The organism is Streptomyces sp. NBC_01334, assembly GCF_035983595.1.
Lineage (GTDB): Bacteria > Actinomycetota > Actinomycetes > Streptomycetales > Streptomycetaceae > Streptomyces > Streptomyces coriariae.
On record NZ_CP130718.1, the window covers coordinates 5,432,380 to 5,455,655 of the forward strand.

Here is a 23,276-nt window from a genome sequence, read left to right on the forward strand (position 1 = left end):
GCGCGGTCCGTGGGGCCAAATGCGTTATTAAGGTGATCCTCTCGGATGTCCTTGGTCTCGCGGGCCGTTAAGTCCTTTGTACTCCTGGACCCCGACAAGCGGAAGTGCTGGCACCAGTTCTTTGCTTTTGCTCCCAAACGGGTTTTAAGCGGGCGTCCCTGAGCGGTGACGGGCCGCCCCCGAGCTCGGGCGCCGCTTCAGACGGCCGTCGCCCGGCGCCGGTTCGCGTACCAGACGAGGCCCGCGGTGGCCGCCGCCGCTCCTATCGCCGCGGCCGCGACGAGCGCGGGGCGCGGAGGTACGGAGAACGAGGGAATCCGCTGCTTGAGGCGCACCGGCCGGTGGAAGTCGAGAATCGGCCACCCGCGTGCGACGGCCTCGCGCCGCAGGGCCCGGTCCGGGTTCACGGCGTGCGGGTGCCCTACCGCCTTCAGCATCGGCAGGTCGGTCGCCGAGTCGCTGTAGGCGTAACAGCGCGAGAGGTCGTACCCCTCGGACCCGGCCAGCTCCTTGATCGCCTCCGCCTTCGTCGGGCCGTAGGCGTAGTACTCCACCTCGCCGGTGAAGCAACCGTCCTCGCCCACGACCATGCGGGTGGCGACCACGCGGTCCGCGCCGAGCAGTTCGCCGATCGGCTCGACCACCTCGGCGCCCGACGTGGACACGATCACCACGTCACGGCCGGCCGTGTGGTGCTCCTCGATCAGGGAGGCCGCCTCGTCGTAGATCAGCGGGTCGATCAGGTCGTGAAGGGTCTCGGCCACGATCTCCTTCACCTGTTGGACGTTCCAGCCGCGCACGAGCGCGGACAGGTACTCGCGGGTCCGTTCCATCTGGTCGTGGTCCATACCGCCCACGAGGAAGACGAACTGGGCGTATGCGGTCCGCAGGGCGGCCCTGCGGTTGATCAGACCGCCTTGGTAGAAGGACTTGCTGAAGGTGAGCGTGCTCGACTTCGCAATGACCGTCTTGTCCAGGTCAAAGAAGGCCGCTGTGCGGGGCAAGGAGTGGTTTTCCACAACCATGAGCATAGGGGCAGCCCATTCGGCGTAAGGTGGGCGCGTGGGTTTGCCTGAGAAGGCTCTCGGGTACACCATGGAAGTCACGGATCGTTCGCGACCGTGCTAACGCGGTCCGACTCCTCCCCCCCCGAGTCGGCCGTGAAGGCGACCCCCGCTCTCCCCCCCGGCGGGGGTCGTCGCATGTCCGGGCGGGTTTTCCAGTTCTGAACGCGGCCACTGCGCCGCACCGAGGCGGCTGCGGCCGCCTCTTTTGCTTGCCCACTCGCCGTCACTGTGCGTAGTCGTCGGACTCCTCTGCGGAAGTCGCACAGCAGATGGTGCGGGGCTCACCGGTATGGGTGACAGCGATATTCACAACCACCCGCTCGTCCACAGTTTTCCACCAAGATCCACACGATTTCCGGGCTCACTGCACCGTGATTCCAACGCGTCCGCTCCGGGTCGGCTTCACACGGCCGGTTCCGATTGCCGGGGGCGTTCGGCCGGATTCTGTCGGCCGTTCATATGGAGACCGGCTGCCGGTTCTTCACACGTTTGGGAATCGCGGGACCGCAGCGACTGCGCGCCCCGCAGTGAAGGGGGATGGAAATCGTGACCGGAGCCGTCACACACGACCCGCCGCCCACCACCGGAGGCGGACCGGGCAAGCCACTGATCGTCACGGAGGACGCGGGACTCCTCGACGACCTGCTGCGCCTGTGCGCCGCCGCCGGCGCCACACCGGAGGTGCACCACTCGGTGCCGGAACGCCGGGGGAGCTGGGAGTCGGCGCCACTCGTCCTGGTCGGCGACGACGCGGCACGCCGTGTCCGCGGGGCCGCCCGCAGGCGCGGAGTGGTCCTCGTCGGCCGCGACCAGGACGACTCCGGGGTGTGGCAGCGCGCCGTGGAGATCGGCGCCGACCACGTCCTGATGCTGCCCGACGGCGAACAGTGGCTGGTCGACCGCATCGCCGACGTCGCCGAGGGCGTCGGACGGCCCGCCCTCACCGTCGGCGTCATCGGCGGACGCGGCGGCGCCGGAGCGTCCACGCTCGCGTGCGCCCTCGCCGTCACCTCCGCGCGAGAAGGGCTGCGCACCCTTCTGGTCGACGCCGATCCACTCGGCGGCGGACTCGACGTCCTCCTCGGCGGCGAGAGCACGGAAGGTCTGCGCTGGCCCGCGTTCGCCGCCTCGCGCGGGAGGGTCGGCGGCAGCGCCCTGGAGGAGTCGCTGCCCAGGCTGCACTCGCTGCGGGTGCTCAGCTGGGACCGGGGCGACTGCGTGGCCATCGCGCCCCAGGCCGTACGCGCGGTGCTGGCGGCGGCCCGGCGCCGGGGCGGCACGGTCGTCGTCGACCTCCCGCGCCGCATCGACGACGGCGTCGCCGAGATCCTCGCCCAGCTCGACCTCGGGCTCCTCGTGGTCCCCGCCGAACTGCGCGCCGTCGCGGCGGGCAAGCGCGTGGCCTCCGCCGTCGGCATGGTGCTGCGCGACCTGCGGGTGGCGGTGCGCGGCCCCTACGCGCCCGGACTCGACGACAGCGAGGTGGCCCGGCTGCTCGGCCTGCCGTTGGCCGGCGAGGTGCCCGTCGAATCGGGACTGTTGCGCCCGGACGGCGGCAAGTCACCGCCGGGCGCAACGGCTCGGGGGCCGCTCGCCCGCTTCTGCAAGGAGTTCTGGGAGCGCGCGCTCCCCGAGGCGGGTGGCTCATGAGCACGCCGGCCGGTCTCGAACGGGCGAAGGCGACGGGGACGCTGCTCGACGGGGTACGGCAGTGGCTCGCCGACAGCGGCGCCGAACCGACACCCGCGCGCGTGGCGCAGGCGCTGCGCGAACAGGGGCGGGTCCTCGGGGACGCGGAGGTCCTCGGCGCGGCCGAGCAACTGCGCTCCGAACTGATCGGCAGCGGGCCTCTGGAGCCCCTGCTCACCGACCCCAGGGTGACCGACGTACTGGTGTCCGCTCCGGACCGGGTCTGGGTCGACCGGGGCGGCGGTCTGGAGCTCACCGGCGTCTCCTTCCCGGATGCGGTGGCTGTACGGCGCCTCGCGCAGCGTCTGGCCGCCGTGGCCGGACGGCGCCTGGACGACGCGCGGCCCTGGGTCGACGCCCGGCTGCCCGACGGGACGCGACTGCACGCGGTGCTGCCCCCGGTCGCCGTCGGCTGCACCTGTCTGTCGCTGCGCGTCGTACGGCCCCGGGCGTTCACGCTCGACGAGCTGGTGGCCGCCGGCACGGTGCCGCCGGGCGGCGACAGGGTGCTGCGGGATCTGATGCGGGCGCGACTGTCCTTCCTGGTCAGCGGCGGCACCGGCAGCGGGAAGACCACCCTGCTGAGCGCGCTGCTGGGCCTGGTCGGGCCGGGGGAGCGGATCGTGCTCGCCGAGGACTCGGCGGAGCTGCGGCCGGATCACCCGCACGTCGTCCGACTGGAGACCAGACCCGCCAACCAGGAAGCGGCGGGGCTCGTGACCCTCGAGGACCTGGTGCGGCAGGCCCTGCGGATGCGGCCCGACCGGATGGTCGTGGGTGAGGTGCGCGGGCCGGAGGTCGTTCATCTGCTGGCCGCGCTCAACACGGGCCACGAGGGCGGGTGCGGGACCGTCCACGCCAATGCCGCCGCGGACGTCCCCGCCCGGCTCGAGGCGCTCGGCACGGCGGCCGGGCTCGACCGGACCGCGCTGCACAGCCAGTTGGCGGCGGCCCTGTCGGTGGTCCTGCACCTCGTACGCGACCCCGCCGGGCGGCGGCGGATCGCCGAGGTGCACGTGCTGGAGCGGGACCCGTCCGGGCTGGTGCGGACCGTGCCGGCACTGCGGTGGCGGGCGGACGCCTTCGCCTACGAGCGGGGCTGGGAGCGGCTGCGGGAGTTGCTGCGGGGCGAGGCGAGCGAAGGGACGGGCGGGCGCGATGAGTGAGATGCCGATGGCTGCGGCCGTGGCCTGTGCCGCAGCGGCGGCCTGGCTGATGGGCGGACCGTACTCAGGGGCCGGACGGGCGCAGTTGCTCCTGGCCGGCGGCGGCGCGGCCGGCAGCGGGCCCCCGCCATGGCGGCAGCTCACCGGCGAGCTCCGGAAGCTCCGGGGACGCTGGCGACCCGAATGGTGGGCACCGGTCGCCGGACTGATCCTGGCGCTGCTGGGCGGTTCGGTGCTGCCGGTCGTCGCGGGGGCGGCCGGGGTACCCCTGCTGCGCCGAGCGCGGCAGGCCGCCGAGACCCGACGGGCGGGGGAGCGCCGAGGCGACGCGGTGATCGCGCTGTGCGCGGCGCTGGCCGGGGAGGTGCTCGCCGGCCGGCAGCCCGGGGAGGCGCTGCGCCGGGCCGCGCAGGACTCCGGAGGACTGGGCGCGGCGCAGCCCTCCGTGTTGGCGGCGGCACGGTTCGGCGGCGACGTACCCGAGGCTCTCGCGATCGCCGCCCGGCAACCGGGTGCCGACGGCCTGCTGGGACTCGCCGCGTGCTGGCGGGTGGCCGTGGACCAGGGCGCCGGTCTCGCCGCCGGACTCGACCGGCTGGAGGCGGCGTTACGCGCGGAGCGCGAGCAGCGTGCCGATCTGCGCGCCCAGTTGGCCGGTCCGCGCGCCACGGTGGTGATGCTCGCAGGCCTGCCGGTCCTGGGCCTTGTGTTGGGCGCCGCGCTCGGAGCGGACCCGCTGCACGTCCTGCTGCACACCGGAGCGGGGCTGGGCTGCCTGCTCGTCGGCGGAGTGCTTGAAGGCGTGGGGATGTGGTGGGCACTGCGGATCGTCCACCACGCGGAAGCGAAGTGAGGGTGACGAGAGGGAGGTGGGTGACGTGGACGGAGGAGGCGCGAGCGTGGAAGTTGTCCACAGGCTGGGGGCAACCGTGGGGATCGTGGTGGCCCTCTGGTGGCTGACGCGGTGGTGGGAGACCGCGCGACGCCGACGCAGGGCACGGCGGCGCCTGGCCGAACTGCTCGCCTCGGCCACGGCGGCGACCGTCCGAGGAGCCGGACTGCGGAAGGCCGTACGGCGGTGGCTTCCCGACGCGTTGGTGGTCGGTGCCGGATGGGTGGTGCTCGGTGGCGTCGCCGGTCTCGTACTGGGGCTGATCGGCGCGGTGGTGCTGGGGCGGTGGCGTCGTCGGCAACAGGCGGCGGGTGGGGTGAGCGAGGTCGATGCCCAGCTTGCGGCACGCCAACTCCCGCTCGCGGCCGACCTGCTGGCCGCGTGCATCGCGGCGGGAGCCGGCCCGGTGATCGCGGCGCAGGCCGTGGGTGAGGCCCTCGGCGGGCCCGTGGGGGAAGGGCTGGCCCGTGGCGCCGCCGAGGTGCGGTTGGGCGGCGAACCGGCCATCGCGTGGCGGAGGTTGGCCTCGATACCGAATGCCGCGGCCCTGGCCCGCTTGCTGGAGCGGGCCGACGTCTCGGGACTGCCCGCGGCCGGACCGGTCGCCCGGCTCGCCGCCGACACCCGGGCCGACTGGGCGCGCGCCGCGACGGCTCGGGCCCGGCGGGCGGCCGTCATGGTCACCGTGCCGGTGGGGCTGTGCTTCTTGCCCGCCTTCATCGCGGTCGGTGTGCTGCCCATCGTCATCGGGCTCGCGGGCGGAGTGCTGGGAGGGGGTGGTCGATGAGGGAGTGGACCAAGTGAACGACGAGGAGCGACTGCGCGGGTCGCTGAAGAGCCGGCCGGCGACCAGCGGATGGCCGAGGGGCCGAGGGGCCGAGGGGTGGACCGGCGAACGGCCGAGAGGTCGAGAGGTTCGAGCGGTCGAGCGGCGAATGGTCGAAAACGAAGTAGCCGAACCAGGGACAGAGATCAACACAACGGAACCTCGAGGGGGTTGAGATGTACAAGGCGGTGTGGGCGCGGCTGAGCGCCCTGGTGTGCAGGGTGCGGGTGCGTGCGGCGCGCGGTGACGCGGGGATGGTGACGTCCGAGTACGCGATGGGGATCGTGGCTGCCGTGGGATTCGCGGTGCTCCTCTACCAGGTGGTGACGAGCGAGGTGGTCGCGGCTCAGCTGCAGGCCATCGTGAAGCGGGCGCTCAGTGCGGGGGCGTGAGCGCGGACGGGAGCCTCGGCGCGCGAGCCGGTGGGCGTGTGCCGGGGACCGGGGGTTCGTGACGGCGGAGTCGGCCGTGGTGCTGCCGGTGCTGGTGGTGTTCGCGACGGCGCTGGTGTGGGGGCTGCTGGTCATGGCGGCGCAGATCCAGTGCGTGGACGCGGCCAGGACCGGCGCCCGCGCTGCGGCCCGGCAGGACCCGGTGGACGCGGTCCGCGACGTGACCCGCGCGACGGCCCCGCGCGGAGCGGAGGTGACGATCAGCCGGGAGGGAGACCAGGTCCGCGTCGTGGTCGTGGCCAAGCCACCGGCATTGCGCGGCCTGCCCTTCGAGGTGCGGGAGGAGGCCGTGGCGGCGGCGGAGGAGGCCGTGGGGACGGAGGAGGGGGCCGTGGGGACCGGGGAGGAGCCTGACGGGGCGGCTGAGAACGCCGTGGGGACGGCTGAGAACGCCGTGGGGGCGGCTGAGAACGCCGTGGGGACGGCTGAGAACGCCGTGGGGACGGCCGAGAAGGGCGTAGGGGCGGCTGAGAAGGCCCGAGGCGCGCCGGGTGATGCCCGCGTGCCAGGTGACCCCCGAGGCGCGCCAGATCCCGCCCGCGTGCCCGGTGACCCCCGAGGTGCGGCAGCAGGCGCCCAGCAGTCGCTGGGAGACGCGCCGTGAGGGGCGTGGGGCGCGGAGATGGGGCCATGTGGGCCCGGGTCCTCGGCGGGCGGTACCGCGGAGGGCGTCACGGGGACACGGACCGGGGTTCCGCCACCGTCTGGAGTGTGGGTGCGATCGCCGTGCTGTGCGTGGTGTTCGGGATCGTGCTCGCCCTCGGACAGGCCGTGGCGGCCCGGCACCGTGCCGCCGGCGGCGCCGACCTCGCGGCGCTGGCGGCCGCCGACCATGGGGCGGACGGCGTCGCGCAGGCCTGCGACCGGGCGGATCGGGTGGCCCGGGCTCAGGGGGCGCGACTGGTGCGGTGCGTCGTCGTGGGCGGGATCTCGGACGTGACGGCGGCGTCGGGACGGGGGCTGTTCGCGGCCGAGGTCAGGGCGCGGGCGGGGCCTGCGGACGCGGTACCGACCCCGCATCTGCCCCCGCAGCCGCACCCGACCCCGGCGCCGACTCTTCCTCCGGCCCCGTCTCCGGCCCCGTCTCCGTCTCCGGCGCTGTCGGAGGCTCCCCCTCTTGAGCCTTCTCCACAGGAGCCTCCCGCAGCAGTTCCTTGAGCAGCCGTACGGCTCCCCTCTTGTGGAGTGGGTCGTTGCCGTTGCCGCACTTGGGGGACTGGATGCAGGACGGGCAGCCGGCGTCGCACTCGCAGGAGGCGATGGCCTGACGGGTGGCGGTCAGCCAGGCACGGGCCGTGTGGAAGGCCCGCTCCGCGAAGCCCGCGCCGCCGGGATGGCCGTCGTAGACGAAGACCGTCGGCAACAGGGTGTCGGGGTGGAGGGGGACCGAGACGCCGCCGATGTCCCAGCGGTCACAGGTCGCGAAGAGGGGCAGCATGCCGATCGAGGCGTGTTCGGCGGCGTGCAGGGCCCCGCCGAGGATCTCGGGGTTGATCCGGGCCGCGTCCAGTTGGTCCTCGGTCACCGTCCACCACACGGCACGCGTGCGCAGCGTACGAGGAGGGAGGTCGAGCTTCGACTCGCCCATGACTTCACCGGTGATGACACGTCGACGCAGGAAGGAGACGACCTGGTTGGTGACTTCGACGGAGCCGTAGCACAACCGGCCCTGGCCCCAGGGGATCTCGACGTCCGTCTCCAGGACGGAGATCGAGGTCGTGTCGCGGGCCACCGTCGAATACGGGGGGCTGGCCTCCTCGACCAGGGCGACGGAGTCCTCCAGGTCCAGGGAACGCACGAGATAGGTGCGGCCCTGATGGAGGTGGACGGCGCCCTCGTGGACGGCGGTGTGGGAGGAGCCCGCGTCGACCGTGCCGAGCAGCCGGCCGGTGCCGGCCTCGACGACCTGGACGGGCCGGCCGCCCTCGCCGCGTATGTCCGTGAGGTCGGCGGCGCGTTCCCGGCGGGTCCAGTGCCAGGCCTTGGTCCGGCGGCGCAGCAGTTTCGCGGCCTCCAGCTGCGGCAGCAGGCCCTCGGCCTCAGGTCCGAACAGAGGCAGATCCTCGTCGGTCAGCGGAAGTTCCGCGGCCGCCGCGCACAGGTGCGGGGCCAGGACGTAGGGGTTGTCGGGGTCGAGGACGGTCGACTCGACCGGGCGGTCGAACAACGCTTCCGGGTGATGGACCAGGAAGGTGTCCAGCGGGTCGTCCCGGGCGACGAGCACTGCCAGCGCGCCCTGCCCGGACCGGCCCGCGCGGCCGGCCTGCTGCCACAGGGACGCGCGCGTGCCCGGGTAGCCGGCGATCAGGACGGCGTCGAGTCCGGAGACGTCGATGCCTAGCTCCAGGGCGGTGGTCGCGGCGAGGCCGAGGAGTTCGCCCGAGTGCAGGGCCTGCTCCAGGGCACGTCGTTCCTCGGGGAGGTATCCGCCGCGGTAGGCCGCGACACGCCGGGCGAGTGAGCGGTCGACCTCGGCGAGGCGCTCCTGGGCGATCACCGCGATCAGCTCGGCGCCACGCCGGGAGCGGACGAAGGCGACGGTGCGTACGCCCTGGACGGCGAGGTCGGTCAGCAGGTCGGCGGTCTCGGCGGTGGCGGTACGCCGGACGGGTGCGCCCTTCTCGCCCACCATCTCGGTGAGCGGGGGCTCCCAGAGGGCGAACACCAGTTCACCGCGGGGTGAGGCGTCGTCGGCGACCTCGACGACCGGGAGGCCGGTGAGGCGCCCGGCGGCCACCGCGGGGTCGGCGGCCGTCGCGGAGGCCAGCAGGAAGACCGGGGAGGCGCCGTAGCGGGCGCACAGGCGGCGCAGCCGGCGCAGCACGTGGGCGACGTGGGAGCCGAACACGCCGCGGTAGGTGTGGCACTCGTCGATGACGACGTACTTCAGGGACTTCAGGAAGGAGGACCAGCGGGGGTGGGACGGGAGGATCCCGCGGTGCAGCATGTCCGGGTTGGTGAGGACGTAGTTGGCGTACTGGCGGATCCACTCCCGTTCCTCGAACGGGGTGTCGCCGTCGTACACGGCCGGCCGGACGGCGATGCCCAGCGGTTGTGAAAGTTCCTTCACGGAGCGGCACTGGTCCGCCGCCAGGGCCTTGGTGGGGGCCAGGTAGAGGGTGGTGGCCCCGCGGCCGTTCGGGGCCTCGGAGCCGTCCAGGAGGGCCGAGAGGACCGGTACGAGGTACGCCAGGGACTTGCCGGACGCGGTGCCCGTGGCGACGACCACGGACTCGCCGTCGAGGGCGTGCTCGGCGACCCGGGCCTGGTGGGCCCAGGGGTGTTCGATGCCGCAGGCCTGCACGGCCGCGATGACCTCGGGGCGAATCCGGTCCGGCCAGACGGCATGGCGGCCCTCACGCGGGGGCAAGTGCTCCGTATGAGTGATGCGCGATGCCCGGTTCGGTCCCGGGGCGAGCCGGTCCAGGACCGTGGCCGGGGACAGGCGGGGCACGGCCTCGGGCGAGGATCGATCGGATCGGTGATTCTTGGCCATCGGCACCGAGTGTGTCACTGGCGTGACGGACAATGGGGCCAAGGCGTCGTGCACGCCTGCCGGTAAGTGATTGAATGCCATGGCGGCTGGCGTACCGTCCCGGGGACTCCTGCCCAGGTGTTCCGAGGGGCGACCGCTCGATAGCAAGGTGCTGGAGGATCCGTGGACCTGTCTCTGTCGACCCGTACCGTCGGCGATCGTACGGTCGTCGAGGTCGGTGGCGAAATCGACGTATATACCGCGCCCAAGTTGCGCGAGCAGCTGGTCGAGCTGGTGAACGACGGGAATTTCCACCTCGTCGTCGACATGGAGGGCGTGGACTTCCTCGACTCCACCGGGCTCGGCGTGCTGGTCGGTGGACTGAAGCGGGTGCGTGCCCATGAGGGCTCGCTCCGTCTGGTCTGCAACCAGGAGCGTATTTTGAAGATCTTCCGCATTACCGGTCTGACCAAGGTGTTCCCGATCCACACCTCGGTCGACGAAGCGGTCGCTGCCACCGACTGACCACGTCGTCCCGGGCCCGTGTGGCCCGGCACGGCTGGTTGAACAAAGAGGGGGTCCGGGCTTGGTGGCCCGGCCCCCCGACAGCACGCCCGTAGTTCCGAGGGGGACGCATGGCCACCGTTGAACTCCGCTTCAGCGCGCTGCCCGAGCACGTCAGGACCGCCCGACTGGTGGCGGCAGCGGTGGCGCGCAGGGCCGGAGTGGACGAGGCCGTCCTCGACGAGGTCAGGCTCGCCGTCGGCGAGGCCTGCACCCGTGCCGTCGGACTGCACCAGACCGGTGGCATCACCGCGCCGGTGAAGGTGTCGCTGATCGAGGAGGAGAAGCAGTTCTCCATCGAGGTCGGCGACGAAGCACCGCGCTCGGCGCCCGGTGACCGGGCGCCCGGCTCGGGCGGAGGCGTCGACGTGGAGGCCGAGGAGGACGAGATGGGCCTGGCGGTCATCAGCGGCCTCGTCGACGACGTAGAGGTCTCCGCGGGCGAGCACGGCGGGCTGATCCGCATGACCTGGCCGACCACGCCGGCGACCGCGACGCTGTCCTGACCCGAACCTCGCGATTCACTCACCCGAAGGGCCCTACCTCGTAGGGCCCTTCGGCATGTGCGGACCTCGGCGACCGCGCTTACAGTGGTTCCGTGAAATGAATCTTGGAATCTCGGCGCAGTGAATCTTGGCGCAGTGAATCTTGCCGCGAATATCGTGAATCAATTCACGAACCTGAATGCCTTCAAGCCATTACCGAGCGAGATCGTGCGGGTTTTGCGTGCGAAGGCGAATTCCGCTTGCCGCACACTGTTTTGATCAGGTTCCGGTACCTACAATCCGTCCACATCTTGAGCTCAGCCCAAGCGTCAAGGAGGACGAATGGCGGGGCTTTCTACCCCTCATCGGTTGGACCACTCCACAACCTTCGCAGCCGCAGTGCTGACCGACGGCAATCGCCTGCTCGTGGTGGTCATCGCGGTCGTCGCCCTGGCCGCACTCGTGGTCGCGGGCGTACTGGTGCGCCAGGTGCTCGCGGCAGGCGAGGGCACCGACAGCATGAAGAAGATCGCGGCGGCGGTCCAGGAAGGCGCCAACGCGTATCTGTCCCGGCAGCTGCGCACGCTCGGTGTTTTCGCCGTCGTGGTGTTCTTCCTGCTCTTGCTGCTGCCCGCGGACGACTGGAATCAGCGCGCCGGACGATCGGTGTTCTTCTTGATCGGCGCGGGGTTCTCCGCGGTCACCGGCTATATCGGCATGTGGCTCGCCGTGCGCAGTAATGTCCGCGTCGCCGCGGCGGCCCGGGAAGCGACTCCGGCGGAAGGTGAACCGGAAAAGGATCTCACCGCCGTCTCGCACAAGGCAATGAAGATCGCATTCCGCACGGGCGGCGTCGTGGGCATGTTCACGGTGGGGCTCGGTCTGCTCGGCGCCGCCTGCGTCGTGCTGGTGTACGCGGCCGACGCGCCGAAGGTGCTGGAGGGATTCGGACTCGGCGCGGCCCTCATCGCCATGTTCATGAGGGTGGGCGGCGGCATCTTCACCAAGGCCGCCGACGTCGGCGCCGACCTGGTCGGCAAGGTCGAGCAGGGCATTCCGGAGGACGACCCGCGCAACGCCGCGACCATCGCCGACAACGTGGGCGACAACGTCGGCGACTGCGCGGGCATGGCGGCCGACCTGTTCGAGTCGTACGCCGTGACCCTGGTCGCCGCGCTGATCCTCGGCAAGGCGGCCTTCGGCGACGCCGGGCTCGCCTTCCCGCTGCTCGTCCCCGCCATCGGCGTGCTCACCGCCATGGTCGGCATCTTCGCGGTCGCCCCGCGGCGCACCGACCGCAGCGGCATGACCGCGATCAACCGGGGCTTCTTCATCTCCGCGGCGATCTCGCTCGTGCTGGTCGCGGTGGCCGTCTTCCTCTATCTCCCCGGCAAGTACGCCGACCTCGACGGCGTCACCGACGCGGCGATCCACGGCAAGAGCGGCGACCCGCGCGTCCTCGCCCTCGTCGCGGTGGCGATCGGCATCCTCCTGGCCGCGGTCATCCAGCAGCTGACGGGCTACTTCACCGAGACCACCCGCCGACCCGTGCGCGACATCGGCAAGTCGTCGCTGACGGGCCCCGCCACCGTCGTCCTCGCCGGTATCTCCGTCGGCCTCGAATCGGCCGTCTACACCGCCTTGTTGATCGGCCTGGGGGTGTACGGGGCGTTCCTGCTCGGCGGTACGTCGATCATGCTGGCGCTGTTCGCGGTGGCGCTGGCCGGCACCGGGCTGCTCACCACGGTCGGCGTGATCGTCGCCATGGACACCTTCGGGCCGGTCTCCGACAACGCGCAGGGCATCGCCGAGATGTCCGGTGACGTCCAGGGTGCGGGCGCGCAGGTGCTCACCAACCTCGACGCCGTCGGCAACACGACCAAGGCCATCACCAAGGGCATCGCCATCGCCACCGCCGTCCTGGCGGCGTCGGCGCTCTTCGGGTCGTACCGGGACGCCATCACGACGGGTGCGCAGGACGTCGGGGAGAAGCTCTCCGGCGCGGGCGCTCCGATGAGCCTGATGATGGACATCTCGCAGCCCAACAACCTCGTCGGCCTCATCGCGGGCGCGGCGGTCGTCTTCCTCTTCTCGGGGCTGGCGATCAACGCGGTGTCGCGGTCGGCGGGTTCCGTGGTGTTCGAGGTGCGGCGGCAGTTCCGCGAGCACCCCGGGATCATGGACTACAGCGAGGAGCCGGAGTACGGCAAGGTCGTCGACATCTGCACCCGGGACGCCCTGCGCGAGCTGGCCACCCCCGGACTGCTCGCCGTGCTGGCGCCCATCTTCATCGGCTTCACCCTCGGAGTCGGCGCGCTCGGCGCGTTCCTGGCGGGCGCGATCGGCTCCGGCACGCTGATGGCCGTCTTCCTCGCCAACTCCGGCGGCGCCTGGGACAACGCCAAGAAACTCGTCGAGGACGGTCACCACGGCGGCAAGGGCAGCGAGGCCCATGCGGCCACGGTGATCGGCGACACGGTCGGCGACCCGTTCAAGGACACCGCCGGCCCCGCGATCAACCCGCTGCTGAAGGTGATGAACCTCGTGGCGCTGCTCATCGCGCCCGCCGTGATCAAGTTCAGCTACGGCGAGGACAAGAGCATCGGCGTAAGGATCCTGGTCGCCGTCCTGGCACTCGCGGTCATCGTGGTCGCGGTGTACATCTCCAAGCGGCGAGGGATCGCCGTGGGTGACGAAGACAACGCCGATTCCTCGTCCAAGTCCGCCGACCCGGCGGTGATTTCGTAGACCAGCCCACCGGGGCCCAGCTCAAGGGGCGGGCGGGTGTCGCGCGTTGTCGCGTCGCCCGCCCGTTGTGTTGAGCATGTGCCCGAGCCGTGAGCCTTCTCTCTCCTGGTACAAATGGCTTTAATAATCCAGATAGCGGACATTCGTTCTGGGGTTCTCGCCCGGTTGCCGTGTATGTTCCGGGGCCGAGAGCCATGGAAGGGACCAACCCGGTGAACAAGAAGCTCGCGGCCGTGATGTCCGGCGGTGCGGTACTGGTACTGGCGCTGACCGGATGCAGCAGCGACGACGACGGCAACAAGGAGCTCGACGCCTGGGCCAAGCAGGTCTGCGACGCACTGCCTGCCCAGGACGCGAAGGTCGACGCGGCCAACGCCGCGATCAAGCAGGCCGCCACGGACAACAACGCTCCGGCGAACGTCCAGAAGACCGACTCGCAGGCCTTCCAGGACATGTCCGACGCCTACGGAGCGCTCGCCCAGGCCGTCCAGAAGGCCGGGACGCCGCCCGGCGTCGACGACGGCGAGAAGAAGCAGAAGGACGCCGTCTCGGCGCTCACCACTCTCTCCACCTCCTACGCGGGCCTGAAGAAGCAGGTCGACGCGCTGGACACGAAGGACCAGGCGAAGTTCGCCGACGGTCTCCAGGACATCGCCACCGACCTCGGCGAACTCAGCAAGAGCGGCAACACCGCGCTGAAGAACCTCGAGCAGGGTGACGTCAAGAACGCCATGGCCAACCAGGCCAGCTGCAAGAAGGTGGCCACCTCCGCCTCGGCCCGCGCGACGACCAGCTGAGGCCGCGCGGCTCGGAACGATCCGGGGGAACGCGCCCCGAGTGGTGACGGGAGACAATGGGGGGCGTGAGTAACGCCACCCTCTCCCCCCTGCCCTCCGCCGACCGCCCCGACGTGGCCGCCCGGCTGCGCGAGGCGCTGCTCGCGGCCTCCTTCACCGCGGACGGTCTCCTCGACCTGCTCGGCGCGCCCGCCTACGCCGCCCTGGCCCGCAGCGAGACCGTCCCCGCGCTGCGCGCGACCCGCGGGGACACGCCGCTGGAGACACTCGTCCGCCTCTTCCTGCTCCAGCAGCCCGTGCCGCACGCGCGCGTGGAGGAGTTCCTGCCCGTACACGCGTGCGTGGAGAGCGGCTGGCTGGTCCCCACGGGTGAGGACGAGGTCGCCGCGACCGTGGACGTACGGCCGTACGGCGGGCCGGGCGGCGAGGACTGGTTCATCGTTTCCGACCTCGGGTGCGCGGTCGGTGGGGCGGGCGGCAGCGGGAGCGAAGGCGGCCAGGCGGACACCGCTGTCGTCCTCGGCGTCGGCGGCGCGTCGACGACCCTCGCCGGTATCACCGTGCGCACGCCCGTCTCCGCCGCCCTCGACCTCGGCACCGGCTCCGGCATCCAGGCGCTGCACGCCGCCCAGCACGCCACGCGCGTGACGGCGACCGACCTCAACCCGCGCGCGCTGCACATCACCGCGCTCACGCTCGCGCTGTCCGGGGCTCCGGCGGCGGACCTGCGCGAGGGCTCGCTGTTCGAACCGCTCCGGGACGACGAGACGTACGACCTGATCGTGTCGAATCCGCCGTTCGTGATCTCGCCGGGCGCCCGACTGACCTATCGCGACGGCGGGATGGGCGGGGACGATCTGTGCCGCTCGCTCGTTCAAGGGGCGGGGGAACGGCTGAGCGAGGGCGGGTTCGCGCAGTTCCTCGCCAACTGGCAGCACGTGGAAGGGGAGAACTGGCAGGACCGGCTCAGGTCGTGGGTGCCGCGCGGGTGCGACGCGTGGATCGTGCAGCGTGAGGTGCAGGACGTCACGCAGTACGCGGAGCTCTGGCTGAGGGACGCCGGTGATCACCGTGGCGACCTGGCCGAGTACCAGGCGCACTACGACACCTGGCTGGACGAGTTCGAGGCACGCAAGGTGAAGGCCGTCGGCTTCGGCTGGATCACGCTGCGCAGGACGACGGCCGCCGAGCCGGTGATCACGGTGGAGGAGTGGCCGCACTCGGTCGAGCAGCCGCTGGGCGACGCGGTCCTGGCGCACTTCGGACGGCTGGACTATCTGCGTGCCCATGACGACGCGGCACTGCTCGCCGGGCGCTTCCGGCTGGCCACGGAGGTCGTCCAGGAGCAGGTCGGACTGCCCGGCGCCGAGGACCCGGAGCACGTCGTGCTGCGCCAGCACCGCGGCATGCGCCGGGCCACCAAGGTGGACACGGTCGGCGCGGGCTTCGCCGGCGTGTGCGACGGCTCGCTGAGCGCCGGCCGCATTCTCGACGCCATCGCCCAACTGGTCGGCGAGGATCCGGTGTTGCTGCGGGACCGCACTCCGGCCCAGATCCGCCTTCTGGTGGAGCAGGGTTTCCTCGAACCGGCGGAGTGACCCGAGCGGAACCGGCCGGATCCGGCCGGTTCCGCTCGGACCCGGCCGGCCTGGACCGTCGGAGCGGATCACCGGATGGCATCCGGAGCGTCACCCGGAACGCCATGTGGGACGCCACTCGGGATGTCATCCGGAACATCGCCCGCGACGCCGTCGGCCGTCGGGAACATCGCCCGCGACGTCATCCGGGACATCCCCTGCGACGTCATCCGGGACGTCGTCCGGAACGTCTTCCGGTGCGCCGCCCGCTCGTGCCGCGCCAGCCGCTCCGACCCGTTCTTCCCGCCGGCCCGTTCTTCCCGCTCTCCATGTTCTCTTCGCGCTCGGCGCCGATTCGTCAAGATCGTATGCAATGTGAGCCGATCGACAACGGCGAAGTCGGCGAAGTCGGCCGGATGAGCCCGCACCGGGTTCGGTGTGCTCCGTCGCACTCCGGACCGCCCGGGGCCCTGCTCCGAGGGGCCGTCGCCCGTGCCTCGACCGCGCCCCGGCCGACGGCTCGCCGGGGCCTCCGACCCCACGCGTGACCCCGGCGTTCACCTCGGGTTCGCCGGGGCGCCGCCCGCGCGTGACAGCCTCCCGTGGCCGGGGCAGGCGCGGGCCGAGCAAAAGGGGCGGGGACGATCATGGAGACCGGGCCGACGATCTTCACGGGAGCGGTGTTCGCCCTGTTCGGGGCCGCACTGCTGATGTGGACCATGATCCGGGTACGGCACCGTGAACCCGTGGCCCAAGATGTGAGCCCCGTCGCATCGGCGACCCTGGCGACCCTGGCCTCCGTCGGTGCGCTGGCCGTCGGGGTGTGGTGCTTCACCCGGCTCTGAAGCCGCCTCCGTGACCACCTGCGGAAGTGCCTACGGGGCCGACTCCGAGGCCCCCTTCGCGGATCTCGCCGGACCCTCGTTCGAACCGCGTGAACGTGGCCGCGCCGGTAAAGGGGAAGACGCGTTCCGGTCGTACGGAAAAGGGCCGGTCGGTACTCCGGGCGGCAGGAATGGCGGTAGTCGGGTTACCGTTCGAGTGGCCGTTGCGGGCTTTTCCCGTTTGACACGGGGGCGGGATGTACCGTCACACTCCGCAGCGTCACCATGACCCGACCCCGGGAGCAAGGCCTGGGTGAGGCCCCAGCGTCGACCGGAGAGATGAGCGAAGTTGTCCCCGACCAGCGAGACCGCGAAGGGCGGCCGCCGACTCGTGATCGTCGAGTCGCCTGCCAAGGCGAAGACGATCAAGGGTTACCTCGGCCCCGGCTACATCGTCGAGGCCAGCGTCGGGCACATCCGTGACCTTCCCAACGGCGCCGCGGAGGTGCCGGACCAGTACACGGGCGAGGTCCGCCGTCTCGGTGTGGACGTCGAACACGACTTCCAGCCGATCTATGTGGTCAACGCCGACAAGCGGGCGCAGGTAAAGAAGCTCAAGGATCTCCTCAAGGAATCCGACGAGCTCTTCCTCGCCACCGATGAGGACCGCGAGGGCGAGGCGATCGCCTGGCACCTCCAGGAGGTCCTCAAGCCCAAGATCCCGGTCAAGCGGATGGTCTTCCACGAGATCACCAAGGACGCGATCCGGGCCGCCGTAGCCAACCCGCGCCAGCTCAACCAGAAGCTCGTCGACGCCCAGGAGACCCGCCGCATCCTCGACCGTCTCTACGGCTACGAGGTCTCGCCGGTCCTGTGGAAGAAGGTCATGCCGCGCCTGTCGGCCGGCCGTGTCCAGTCCGTCGCCACCCGTCTCGTCGTGGAGCGGGAACGCGAGCGCATCGCGTTTCGTTCTGCCGAGTACTGGGACCTGACGGGCACCTTCTCGACCGGCCGCGCCGGCGACGTGTCGGACCCGTCGTCGCTGGTCGCGCGCCTCCAGACCGTCGACGGCAGGCGGGTCGCGCAGGGCCGCGACTTCGACTCCCTGGGACAACTCAAGAGCGCGAACATCCTCCACCTCGACGAGGTGAACGCCCGCGCCCTGGCCGTCGCCCTGGAGAACACGCGGTTCGCCGTCCGGTCCGTCGAGTCGAAGCCCTACCGCCGCTCGCCGTACGCCCCGTTCCGTACGACGACGCTTCAGCAGGAGGCCAGCCGCAAGCTCGGCTTCGGCGCGAAGGCCACCATGCAGGTCGCGCAGAAGCTGTACGAGAACGGCTACATCACGTACATGCGTACGGACTCCACGACGCTGAGCGAGACGGCGATCACCGCCGCCCGCGCCCAGGTCACGCAGCTGTACGGCGCCGACTACCTGCCGCCCCAGCCGCGCACGTACGCCGGCAAGGTCAAGAACGCGCAGGAGGCGCACGAGGCGATCCGCCCGTCGGGTGATCGTTTCCGCACGCCCGCCGAGACGGGTCTGACCGGCGACCAGTTCAAGCTCTACGAGCTGATCTGGAAGCGGACGGTCGCCTCCCAGATGAAGGACGCGACCGGCAACAGCGTCACGGTGAAGATCGGCGGCACCGCGGCCGACGGCCGCGACGTCGAGTTCAGCGCCTCCGGCAAGACGATCACCTTCCACGGCTTCCTGAAGGCGTACGTCGAGGGTGCCGACGACCCGAACGCGGAGCTGGACGACCGCGAGCGCCGGCTGCCCCAGGTCGGCGAGGGCGACCCGCTGACCGCCGAGGAGATCACGGTCGACGGGCACGCCACCAAGCCCCCGGCCCGCTACACCGAGGCCAGCCTGGTCAAGGAGCTCGAAGAGCGCGAGATCGGCCGCCCGTCGACGTACGCGTCGATCATCGGCACGATCCTCGACCGCGGCTACGTCTTCAAGAAGGGCACGGCACTCGTGCCGTCCTTCCTGTCCTTCGCCGTGGTCAACCTCCTGGAGAAGCACTTCGGCCGACTGGTCGACTACGACTTCACCGCCCGGATGGAGGACGACCTCGACCGCATCGCCCGCGGTGAGGCGCAGGCCGTGCCGTGGCTGAAGCGGTTCTACTTCGGCGAAGGCGCGGGCCACGGCGGCGCGGCCGAAGCCGGCAACGGCGACGGGGACCACCTCGGCGGCCTCAAGGAGCTGGTGACCGACCTGGGCGCGATCGACGCGCGCGAGGTGTCGTCGTTCCCGGTGGGCAACGACATCGTGCTGCGGGTCGGGCGCTACGGCCCCTACATCGAGCGCGGAGAGAAGGACGCCGAAGGTCACCAGCGGGCGGACGTGCCCGAGGACCTGGCCCCGGACGAGCTGTCCGTCGAACTCGCGGAGGAGCTGCTCGCCAAGCCGAGCGGCGACTTCGAGCTCGGTGCCGACCCGGAGAGCGGTCACCAGATCATCGCCCGGGACGGCCGCTACGGCCCGTACGTCACCGAGGTGCTCCCCGAGGGCACCCCGAAGACCGGCAAGAACGCCGTGAAGCCGCGTACGGCCTCGCTGTTCAAGTCGATGTCGCTGGACACGGTGACGCTGGCGGACGCCCTCAAGCTGATGTCGCTGCCGCGTGTCGTCGGCGCCGACGCGGAGGGCGTGGAGATCACCGCGCAGAACGGCCGCTACGGCCCGTACCTGAAGAAGGGCACGGACTCGCGGTCCCTCCAGACCGAGGACCAGCTCTTCACGATCACCCTCGAAGAGGCGCTGGAGATCTACTCCCAGCCCAAGCAGCGTGGCCGGGCCGCCGCCAAGCCGCCGCTGAAGGAGCTGGGCACGGACCCGGTCAGCGGACAGCCGGTCGTCGTCAAGGACGGTCGCTTCGGGCCGTACGTCACGGACGGCGAGACCAACGCGACCCTGCGCTCCGGTGACAGCGTCGAGGAGATCACCCCGGAGCGCGGCTTCGAGCTGCTCGCCGAGAAGCGCGCCAAGGCGCCGGCCAAGAAGACGGCCAAGAAGGCGCCCGCGAAGAAGGCGACGGCGAAGAAGGCGGCCCCGGCGAAGAAGACGGCCGCCAAGAAGACCGCCGCGAAGACGACCACGGCCAAGAAGGCGACGGCGAAGAAGACGGTCACGAAGAAGGCGACGGCTTCCCCGGCTTCGTCGGAGGAGTGATCGCGCGGCTGATCGCACAGCCGGCACCCGGCTGGTCACCTGACGGATCGGGTGCCCGCCGGTACGACCGGCCGGACGCCTGATCGGCGACGGAGCCCGTCACCGTTCCACCACGGCGGATTGTCAAACCAACGCCCCGGCATCACTTTGGTGTCGGGGCGGTCGCACGCGTGGACGGGGGCGACAGGGTGTCAGTCGCGGCCGATAGGCTGAAAGCATGACGCGAGCCGAGCAGCCAACGGCCCACCACCCGGCACCGGACGACGCCTTGGTGGCGGACTCCCGCGAGCGCGCTGTGCGCGCCCTGTTGCGTGAGCCGCAGCTCAAGCGGCTCTGGAGCGCACAGCTGGTGAGCGGGGTGGGAGACACCCTCGCACTCCTGGTGTTCGTCCTTCTCGTCCTCCAGGCGGCCATCGTGGAGGGCTCCTTCGGGGGCGGCTACCGCGGCGTGGCCTTCGCGGTGGCGACCGTCTTCGCGGTGCGGATTCTGGCCACCCTCCTCTTCGGCGCCGTCCTCCTGGGCCCACTGACCTCACTGACCTCGCCGGACGGCCCGCTCGACCGCCGCTGGACCATGGTCGGCGCGGACGGTGTGCGCGCCGCGCTGCTGATCGTCGCGCCGCTGTGGATCGACTGGACGCCGGACGACGCCCTGGCCCTGCTGCTCGTCACGGTGTTCGTGACCGGGGTGGCCGAGCGGTTCTGGACGGTCGCCCGCGAGAGCGCGTCCCCGGCCCTGCTGCCCGCCCCGCCGCTGGAGGGCGCGACCGTCCGGCCGTTGCCCGACCACATGGACGCCCTGCGCCGCCTGTCGCTGCGCACGGGCTTCGTGACGATCCCGCTGGGCGCGGCCACGCTGGTCGTCGCGGCACTGTTCAACAATCTTCTGGGTGCCGGGATCGACTGGTTCGGACAGCACCAGGCGGCCCTCGCCTCGTATGTCGCCGGAGGGCTCTTCGCCGGGTCGCTGTCCATCGTGACCTTCCTGGAGCTGCCCGGACTGCGCACCCCGCGCGCGCGGTCGCCGCTCGAGGGGCTGCGCCGGCCCAGGACCGCCACCGGCGTCGAGGCGGGCCGCACCGGCGCGATCCCGCTGCTGGTCCTCGCCTGCGCCGCCGTCGCCGGGGCGATCGCCGCCGCCGTCGCCGTGGCCGTGCTGCACGCCAAGGACCTGGGCGGCGGTCCGGTCATGTACGGGCTGTTCGTGCTCGCGCTGACCGGCGGGGTCGTCGTCGGCGTCCGTACGGCGCCGAAGGTGCTGGCGTCGCTGTCGCGGCGCCGGCTGCTCGCGCTGGCCATCGCCTTCACCGGCGTGGCGCTGCTGGCCGCCGGGCTGGTCCCGGACGTCACCAGCGTGCTGCTGATCCTGGCCCTGGCCGGCGTCGGCGCGGGCGTCGCCGCCAACACCGGGCACGCCCTGCTCGACCAGGAGACCGAGGAACACCGCCGGGCGCGGACGACGGAGCACCTGCACGCCGTCGTACGGGTCGTGGTGGCGCTGGGCGCGGTGATCGCCCCGCTGGTGGCGGCGCTCATCGGGCCGCACCGGCTGGAAAGCGGCAAGTTCGTCTTCGCACACGGCGGGGCGGCGTTCACGCTGATGCTGGTCGGCGCGCTGCTGCTGCCGGTGGCCGCGCTGGTGCTGGCCAAGGTCGACGACCGTTCCGGCGTACCCCTGCGGCAGGACCTGCGGGACGCGCTGCTCGGCGGCGACGACCCGGTGCAGACCTCGGTCGGGACCGGCTTCTTCATCGCCCTGGAGGGCGGTGACGGCGCCGGCAAGTCCACGCAGGCCGAGGCGCTCGCCGAGTGGATCAGGGCCAAGGGCCACGAGGTCGTCCTCACGCGTGAGCCGGGGGCCACGCCCGTGGGCAAGCGGCTGCGTTCGATCCTGCTGGACGTCTCCAGCGCCGGGCTCTCGCACCGCGCGGAGGCGCTGCTGTACGCGGCGGACCGCGCGGAGCACGTCGACACGGTCGTCCGGCCCGCCCTGGAGCGCGGCGCGGTCGTCATCACCGACCGGTACATCGACTCGTCCGTGGCCTACCAGGGCGCGGGCCGCGACCTGTCCCCGACCGAGATCGCGCGGATCTCGCGCTGGGCGACGAACGGCCTGGTCCCGCATCTGACGGTCCTGCTGGACGTGTCGCCGGAGGCCGCCCGCGAGCGGTTCACGGAGGCGCCGGACCGGCTGGAGTCGGAGCCGGCCGAGTTCCACACGCGCGTGCGCTCCGGCTTCCTCACGCTGGCCGCCGCCGACCCGGGCCGCTACCTGGTGGTCGACGCGGCCCAGGAGCCCGAGGCGGTCACGACGGCCGTCCGGCACCGGCTCGACCAGTTGCTGCCGCTGTCCGAGGCCGAGATCAAGGCCCAGGAGGAGGCGCGCAGGAAGGCCGAGGAAGAGGCCCGTCGCAAGGCCGAGGAAGAGGCCGCTCGCAAGGCCGAGGAGGAGCGCCTGGAGCGCGAGCGCCAGGAGCAGCTCGCCAAGCTGCGCGCCGAGGAGGAGGAGCGCAAGCGGCGCGAGCTGGAGGAGGCGCAGCGGCGCGAGGCCGAACGGCAGGCCGAGGAGGCGCGGCTGCGCGCCGAGGAAGCCCGCAGGCGCGCAGAGGAGGAGCGGGTCCGGCTCCTCGCGGAGGAGAAGGCCCGCGCCGAGGAGGAGGCCCGCCGCAAGGCGGAGGAGGAGCGGCGCCGTCGGCAGGCCGAGGAGGAGGCGCGGCTGCGTGCCGAGGCCGAGGCCCGGCGTCTGGAGAAGCAGCGGAAGGCCGAGGAGGCGCTGCTGCGGGCCGAGCAGGCCCGACGCGCGGCGGAGCAGGCCGCAGCCGCGGCACAGGTCGGACCGAAGCCGGTGCGCCCCACGGCGACCGCGGCTTCGTCGGCTTCGGCGGTCCCGCCGGAGGCCGTGACCGTGCCGACGCCGGTGGTGACTCCGACGAACGCGTCGGGCGGGCCGGTGGACGAGACGGCGGTGCTGCCGCCGATCCGCATGGACAAGGAACCCGAGCAGCCCTCCAGGACGTCCGGGACGGCGTCCGGATCCGGGAAGCAGCAGGGCTCCGCGGGCGGGGCCGACGCCGAGGTGACGGCCGAGCTGCCGCAGCCCTCGATTCCGCCGGGGGCCGCCGACGAGACGGCGGTCCTGCCTCCGGTGCGCGGCGACAGCTCCGAGGACGAGACGGCCGTGCTGCCTCCGGTGCGCGACGGGAACCCTGCCGACGAGACGGCCGTGCTGCCTCCCGTGCGGGACCGGAACCCCTCGGACCGGGTGCCGCCGGGGTACTTCCGCGACGAGCGGGGCGAGCAGGGCGGAGCGCGGCCGGACGGGGCCGACGACCGTACGCGCGAGCTGCCGCAGGTCGACGAGGAGGGCACGCCTCGCCAGCGCCCCCGGCCGGACTGGGCCGAGGAGACCCCGCTGGACGATCTGCCGACGCTGGCGGACGAACTGCTGGGCCCGCGCCGGGACGAGGACGGGAACGACGAGGGCCGCGGGCGGGGCCGACGCCGCTGAGCGTTCCGGCACCGCCGGACGTCCC

15 protein-coding genes and 2 pseudogenes are annotated in these 23,276 nt (G+C 72.0%); 15 read left to right on the top strand and 2 right to left on the bottom strand.

What is annotated here, in order from left to right:
* Nucleotides 1–197: 197 nt before the first annotated feature.
* Nucleotides 198–1,031 (bottom strand): HAD family hydrolase, encoded by an 834-nt coding sequence (locus OG736_RS24375; protein WP_327184329.1) that lies wholly within the window; start codon nt 1,029–1,031, stop codon nt 198–200.
* A 573-nt stretch (nt 1,032–1,604) separates the two neighbouring features.
* Here OG736_RS24375 and ssd point away from each other — a divergent pair.
* From ssd to OG736_RS24410, 7 genes and pseudogenes are all read left to right on the top strand, one after another.
* Complete coding sequence (ssd, locus tag OG736_RS24380) at nt 1,605–2,717, top strand: septum site-determining protein Ssd (protein WP_327184330.1); 1,113 nt, start codon at nt 1,605–1,607, stop codon at nt 2,715–2,717.
* Nucleotides 2,714–3,922 (top strand): TadA family conjugal transfer-associated ATPase, encoded by a 1,209-nt coding sequence (locus OG736_RS24385; protein ID WP_327184331.1) that lies wholly within the window; start codon nt 2,714–2,716, stop codon nt 3,920–3,922. The genes ssd and OG736_RS24385 overlap by 4 nt, the downstream gene beginning before the upstream one ends.
* A 1-nt stretch (nt 3,923) precedes the next feature.
* Nucleotides 3,924–4,775, top strand: coding sequence for a type II secretion system F family protein (locus tag OG736_RS24390; protein ID WP_442817189.1), 852 nt, complete (start codon nt 3,924–3,926; stop codon nt 4,773–4,775).
* A 46-nt stretch (nt 4,776–4,821) separates the two neighbouring features.
* Nucleotides 4,822–5,601, top strand: coding sequence for a type II secretion system F family protein (locus tag OG736_RS24395; protein ID WP_327184333.1), 780 nt, complete (start codon nt 4,822–4,824; stop codon nt 5,599–5,601).
* A 215-nt stretch (nt 5,602–5,816) separates the two neighbouring features.
* A complete protein-coding gene (locus OG736_RS24400; RefSeq protein ID WP_020129303.1) occupies nt 5,817–6,032 on the top strand; it encodes a DUF4244 domain-containing protein in 216 nt (71 codons plus the stop codon).
* Nucleotides 6,019–6,417: pseudogene (locus tag OG736_RS24405) on the top strand (TadE family type IV pilus minor pilin); the annotation flags it as partial. The gene OG736_RS24400 and the pseudogene OG736_RS24405, both read left to right, overlap by 14 nt.
* A gap of 305 nt (nt 6,418–6,722) precedes the next feature.
* Nucleotides 6,723–7,172: pseudogene (locus tag OG736_RS24410) on the top strand (Rv3654c family TadE-like protein); the annotation flags it as partial.
* On the opposite strand, the gene OG736_RS24415 reads toward OG736_RS24410, so the two are convergent.
* On the bottom strand, nt 7,069–9,669 hold the full coding sequence (locus tag OG736_RS24415; protein ID WP_327184334.1) for a DEAD/DEAH box helicase: 2,601 nt from the start codon (nt 9,667–9,669) through the stop codon (nt 7,069–7,071). The pseudogene OG736_RS24410 and the gene OG736_RS24415 sit on opposite strands and share 104 nt — an antisense overlap.
* Before the next feature lie 81 nt (nt 9,670–9,750).
* On the opposite strand from OG736_RS24415, the gene bldG reads away from it, so the two are divergent.
* The 8 genes from bldG (at nt 9,751) to tmk (ending at nt 23,251) form a co-directional block, all read left to right on the top strand.
* Entirely contained in the window at nt 9,751–10,092 is a 342-nt protein-coding gene (bldG, locus tag OG736_RS24420; RefSeq protein ID WP_009189842.1) for an anti-sigma factor antagonist BldG, read from the top strand.
* A 110-nt stretch (nt 10,093–10,202) separates the two neighbouring features.
* The gene (locus OG736_RS24425) at nt 10,203–10,637 is read left to right on the top strand and encodes an ATP-binding protein (RefSeq protein WP_171398627.1); all 435 of its coding nucleotides are present in this window, start codon (nt 10,203–10,205) and stop codon (nt 10,635–10,637) included.
* Nucleotides 10,638–10,958: 321 nt separating this feature from the next.
* On the top strand, nt 10,959–13,364 hold the full coding sequence (locus OG736_RS24430; RefSeq protein ID WP_327184335.1) for a sodium-translocating pyrophosphatase: 2,406 nt from the start codon (nt 10,959–10,961) through the stop codon (nt 13,362–13,364).
* 194 nt (nt 13,365–13,558) lie between these two features.
* Nucleotides 13,559–14,161, top strand: coding sequence for a small secreted protein (locus OG736_RS24435; protein ID WP_314224941.1), 603 nt, complete (start codon nt 13,559–13,561; stop codon nt 14,159–14,161).
* Between the two features lie 56 nt (nt 14,162–14,217).
* Nucleotides 14,218–15,759 (top strand): DUF7059 domain-containing protein, encoded by a 1,542-nt coding sequence (locus OG736_RS24440; protein WP_442817069.1) that lies wholly within the window; start codon nt 14,218–14,220, stop codon nt 15,757–15,759.
* A 626-nt stretch (nt 15,760–16,385) separates the two neighbouring features.
* Nucleotides 16,386–16,583: a hypothetical protein gene (locus tag OG736_RS24445; RefSeq protein WP_327184337.1), complete on the top strand. Its 198-nt coding sequence runs from the start codon at nt 16,386–16,388 to the stop codon at nt 16,581–16,583.
* A gap of 328 nt (nt 16,584–16,911) precedes the next feature.
* The gene (gene topA / locus OG736_RS24450; protein ID WP_327184338.1) at nt 16,912–19,743 is read left to right on the top strand and encodes a type I DNA topoisomerase; all 2,832 of its coding nucleotides are present in this window, start codon (nt 16,912–16,914) and stop codon (nt 19,741–19,743) included.
* A gap of 217 nt (nt 19,744–19,960) precedes the next feature.
* Nucleotides 19,961–23,251, top strand: coding sequence for a dTMP kinase (tmk, locus tag OG736_RS24455; protein ID WP_327184339.1), 3,291 nt, complete (start codon nt 19,961–19,963; stop codon nt 23,249–23,251).
* Nucleotides 23,252–23,276 lie beyond the last annotated feature (25 nt).

Excerpts from the sequence above, each read along its gene's own strand:
- ssd (WP_327184330.1), top strand. The coding sequence starts at position 1,605 with ATGGAAATCGTGACCGGAGCCGTCACACACGACCCGCCGCCCACCACC.
- OG736_RS24390 (WP_442817189.1), top strand. The coding sequence starts at position 3,924 with ATGCCGATGGCTGCGGCCGTGGCCTGTGCCGCAGCGGCGGCCTGGCTG.
- OG736_RS24400 (WP_020129303.1), top strand. The coding sequence starts at position 5,817 with ATGTACAAGGCGGTGTGGGCGCGGCTGAGCGCCCTGGTGTGCAGGGTG.
- OG736_RS24375 (WP_327184329.1), bottom strand. The coding sequence starts at position 1,031 with ATGCTCATGGTTGTGGAAAACCACTCCTTGCCCCGCACAGCGGCCTTC.
- OG736_RS24430 (WP_327184335.1), top strand. The coding sequence starts at position 10,959 with ATGGCGGGGCTTTCTACCCCTCATCGGTTGGACCACTCCACAACCTTC.
- OG736_RS24445 (WP_327184337.1), top strand. The coding sequence starts at position 16,386 with ATGGAGACCGGGCCGACGATCTTCACGGGAGCGGTGTTCGCCCTGTTC.
- OG736_RS24440 (WP_442817069.1), top strand. The coding sequence starts at position 14,218 with ATGGGGGGCGTGAGTAACGCCACCCTCTCCCCCCTGCCCTCCGCCGAC.
- OG736_RS24385 (WP_327184331.1), top strand. The coding sequence starts at position 2,714 with ATGAGCACGCCGGCCGGTCTCGAACGGGCGAAGGCGACGGGGACGCTG.
- OG736_RS24415 (WP_327184334.1), bottom strand. The coding sequence starts at position 9,669 with ATGGCATTCAATCACTTACCGGCAGGCGTGCACGACGCCTTGGCCCCA.
- tmk (WP_327184339.1), top strand. The coding sequence starts at position 19,961 with ATGACGCGAGCCGAGCAGCCAACGGCCCACCACCCGGCACCGGACGAC.
- OG736_RS24435 (WP_314224941.1), top strand. The coding sequence starts at position 13,559 with ATGGAAGGGACCAACCCGGTGAACAAGAAGCTCGCGGCCGTGATGTCC.
- OG736_RS24425 (WP_171398627.1), top strand. The coding sequence starts at position 10,203 with ATGGCCACCGTTGAACTCCGCTTCAGCGCGCTGCCCGAGCACGTCAGG.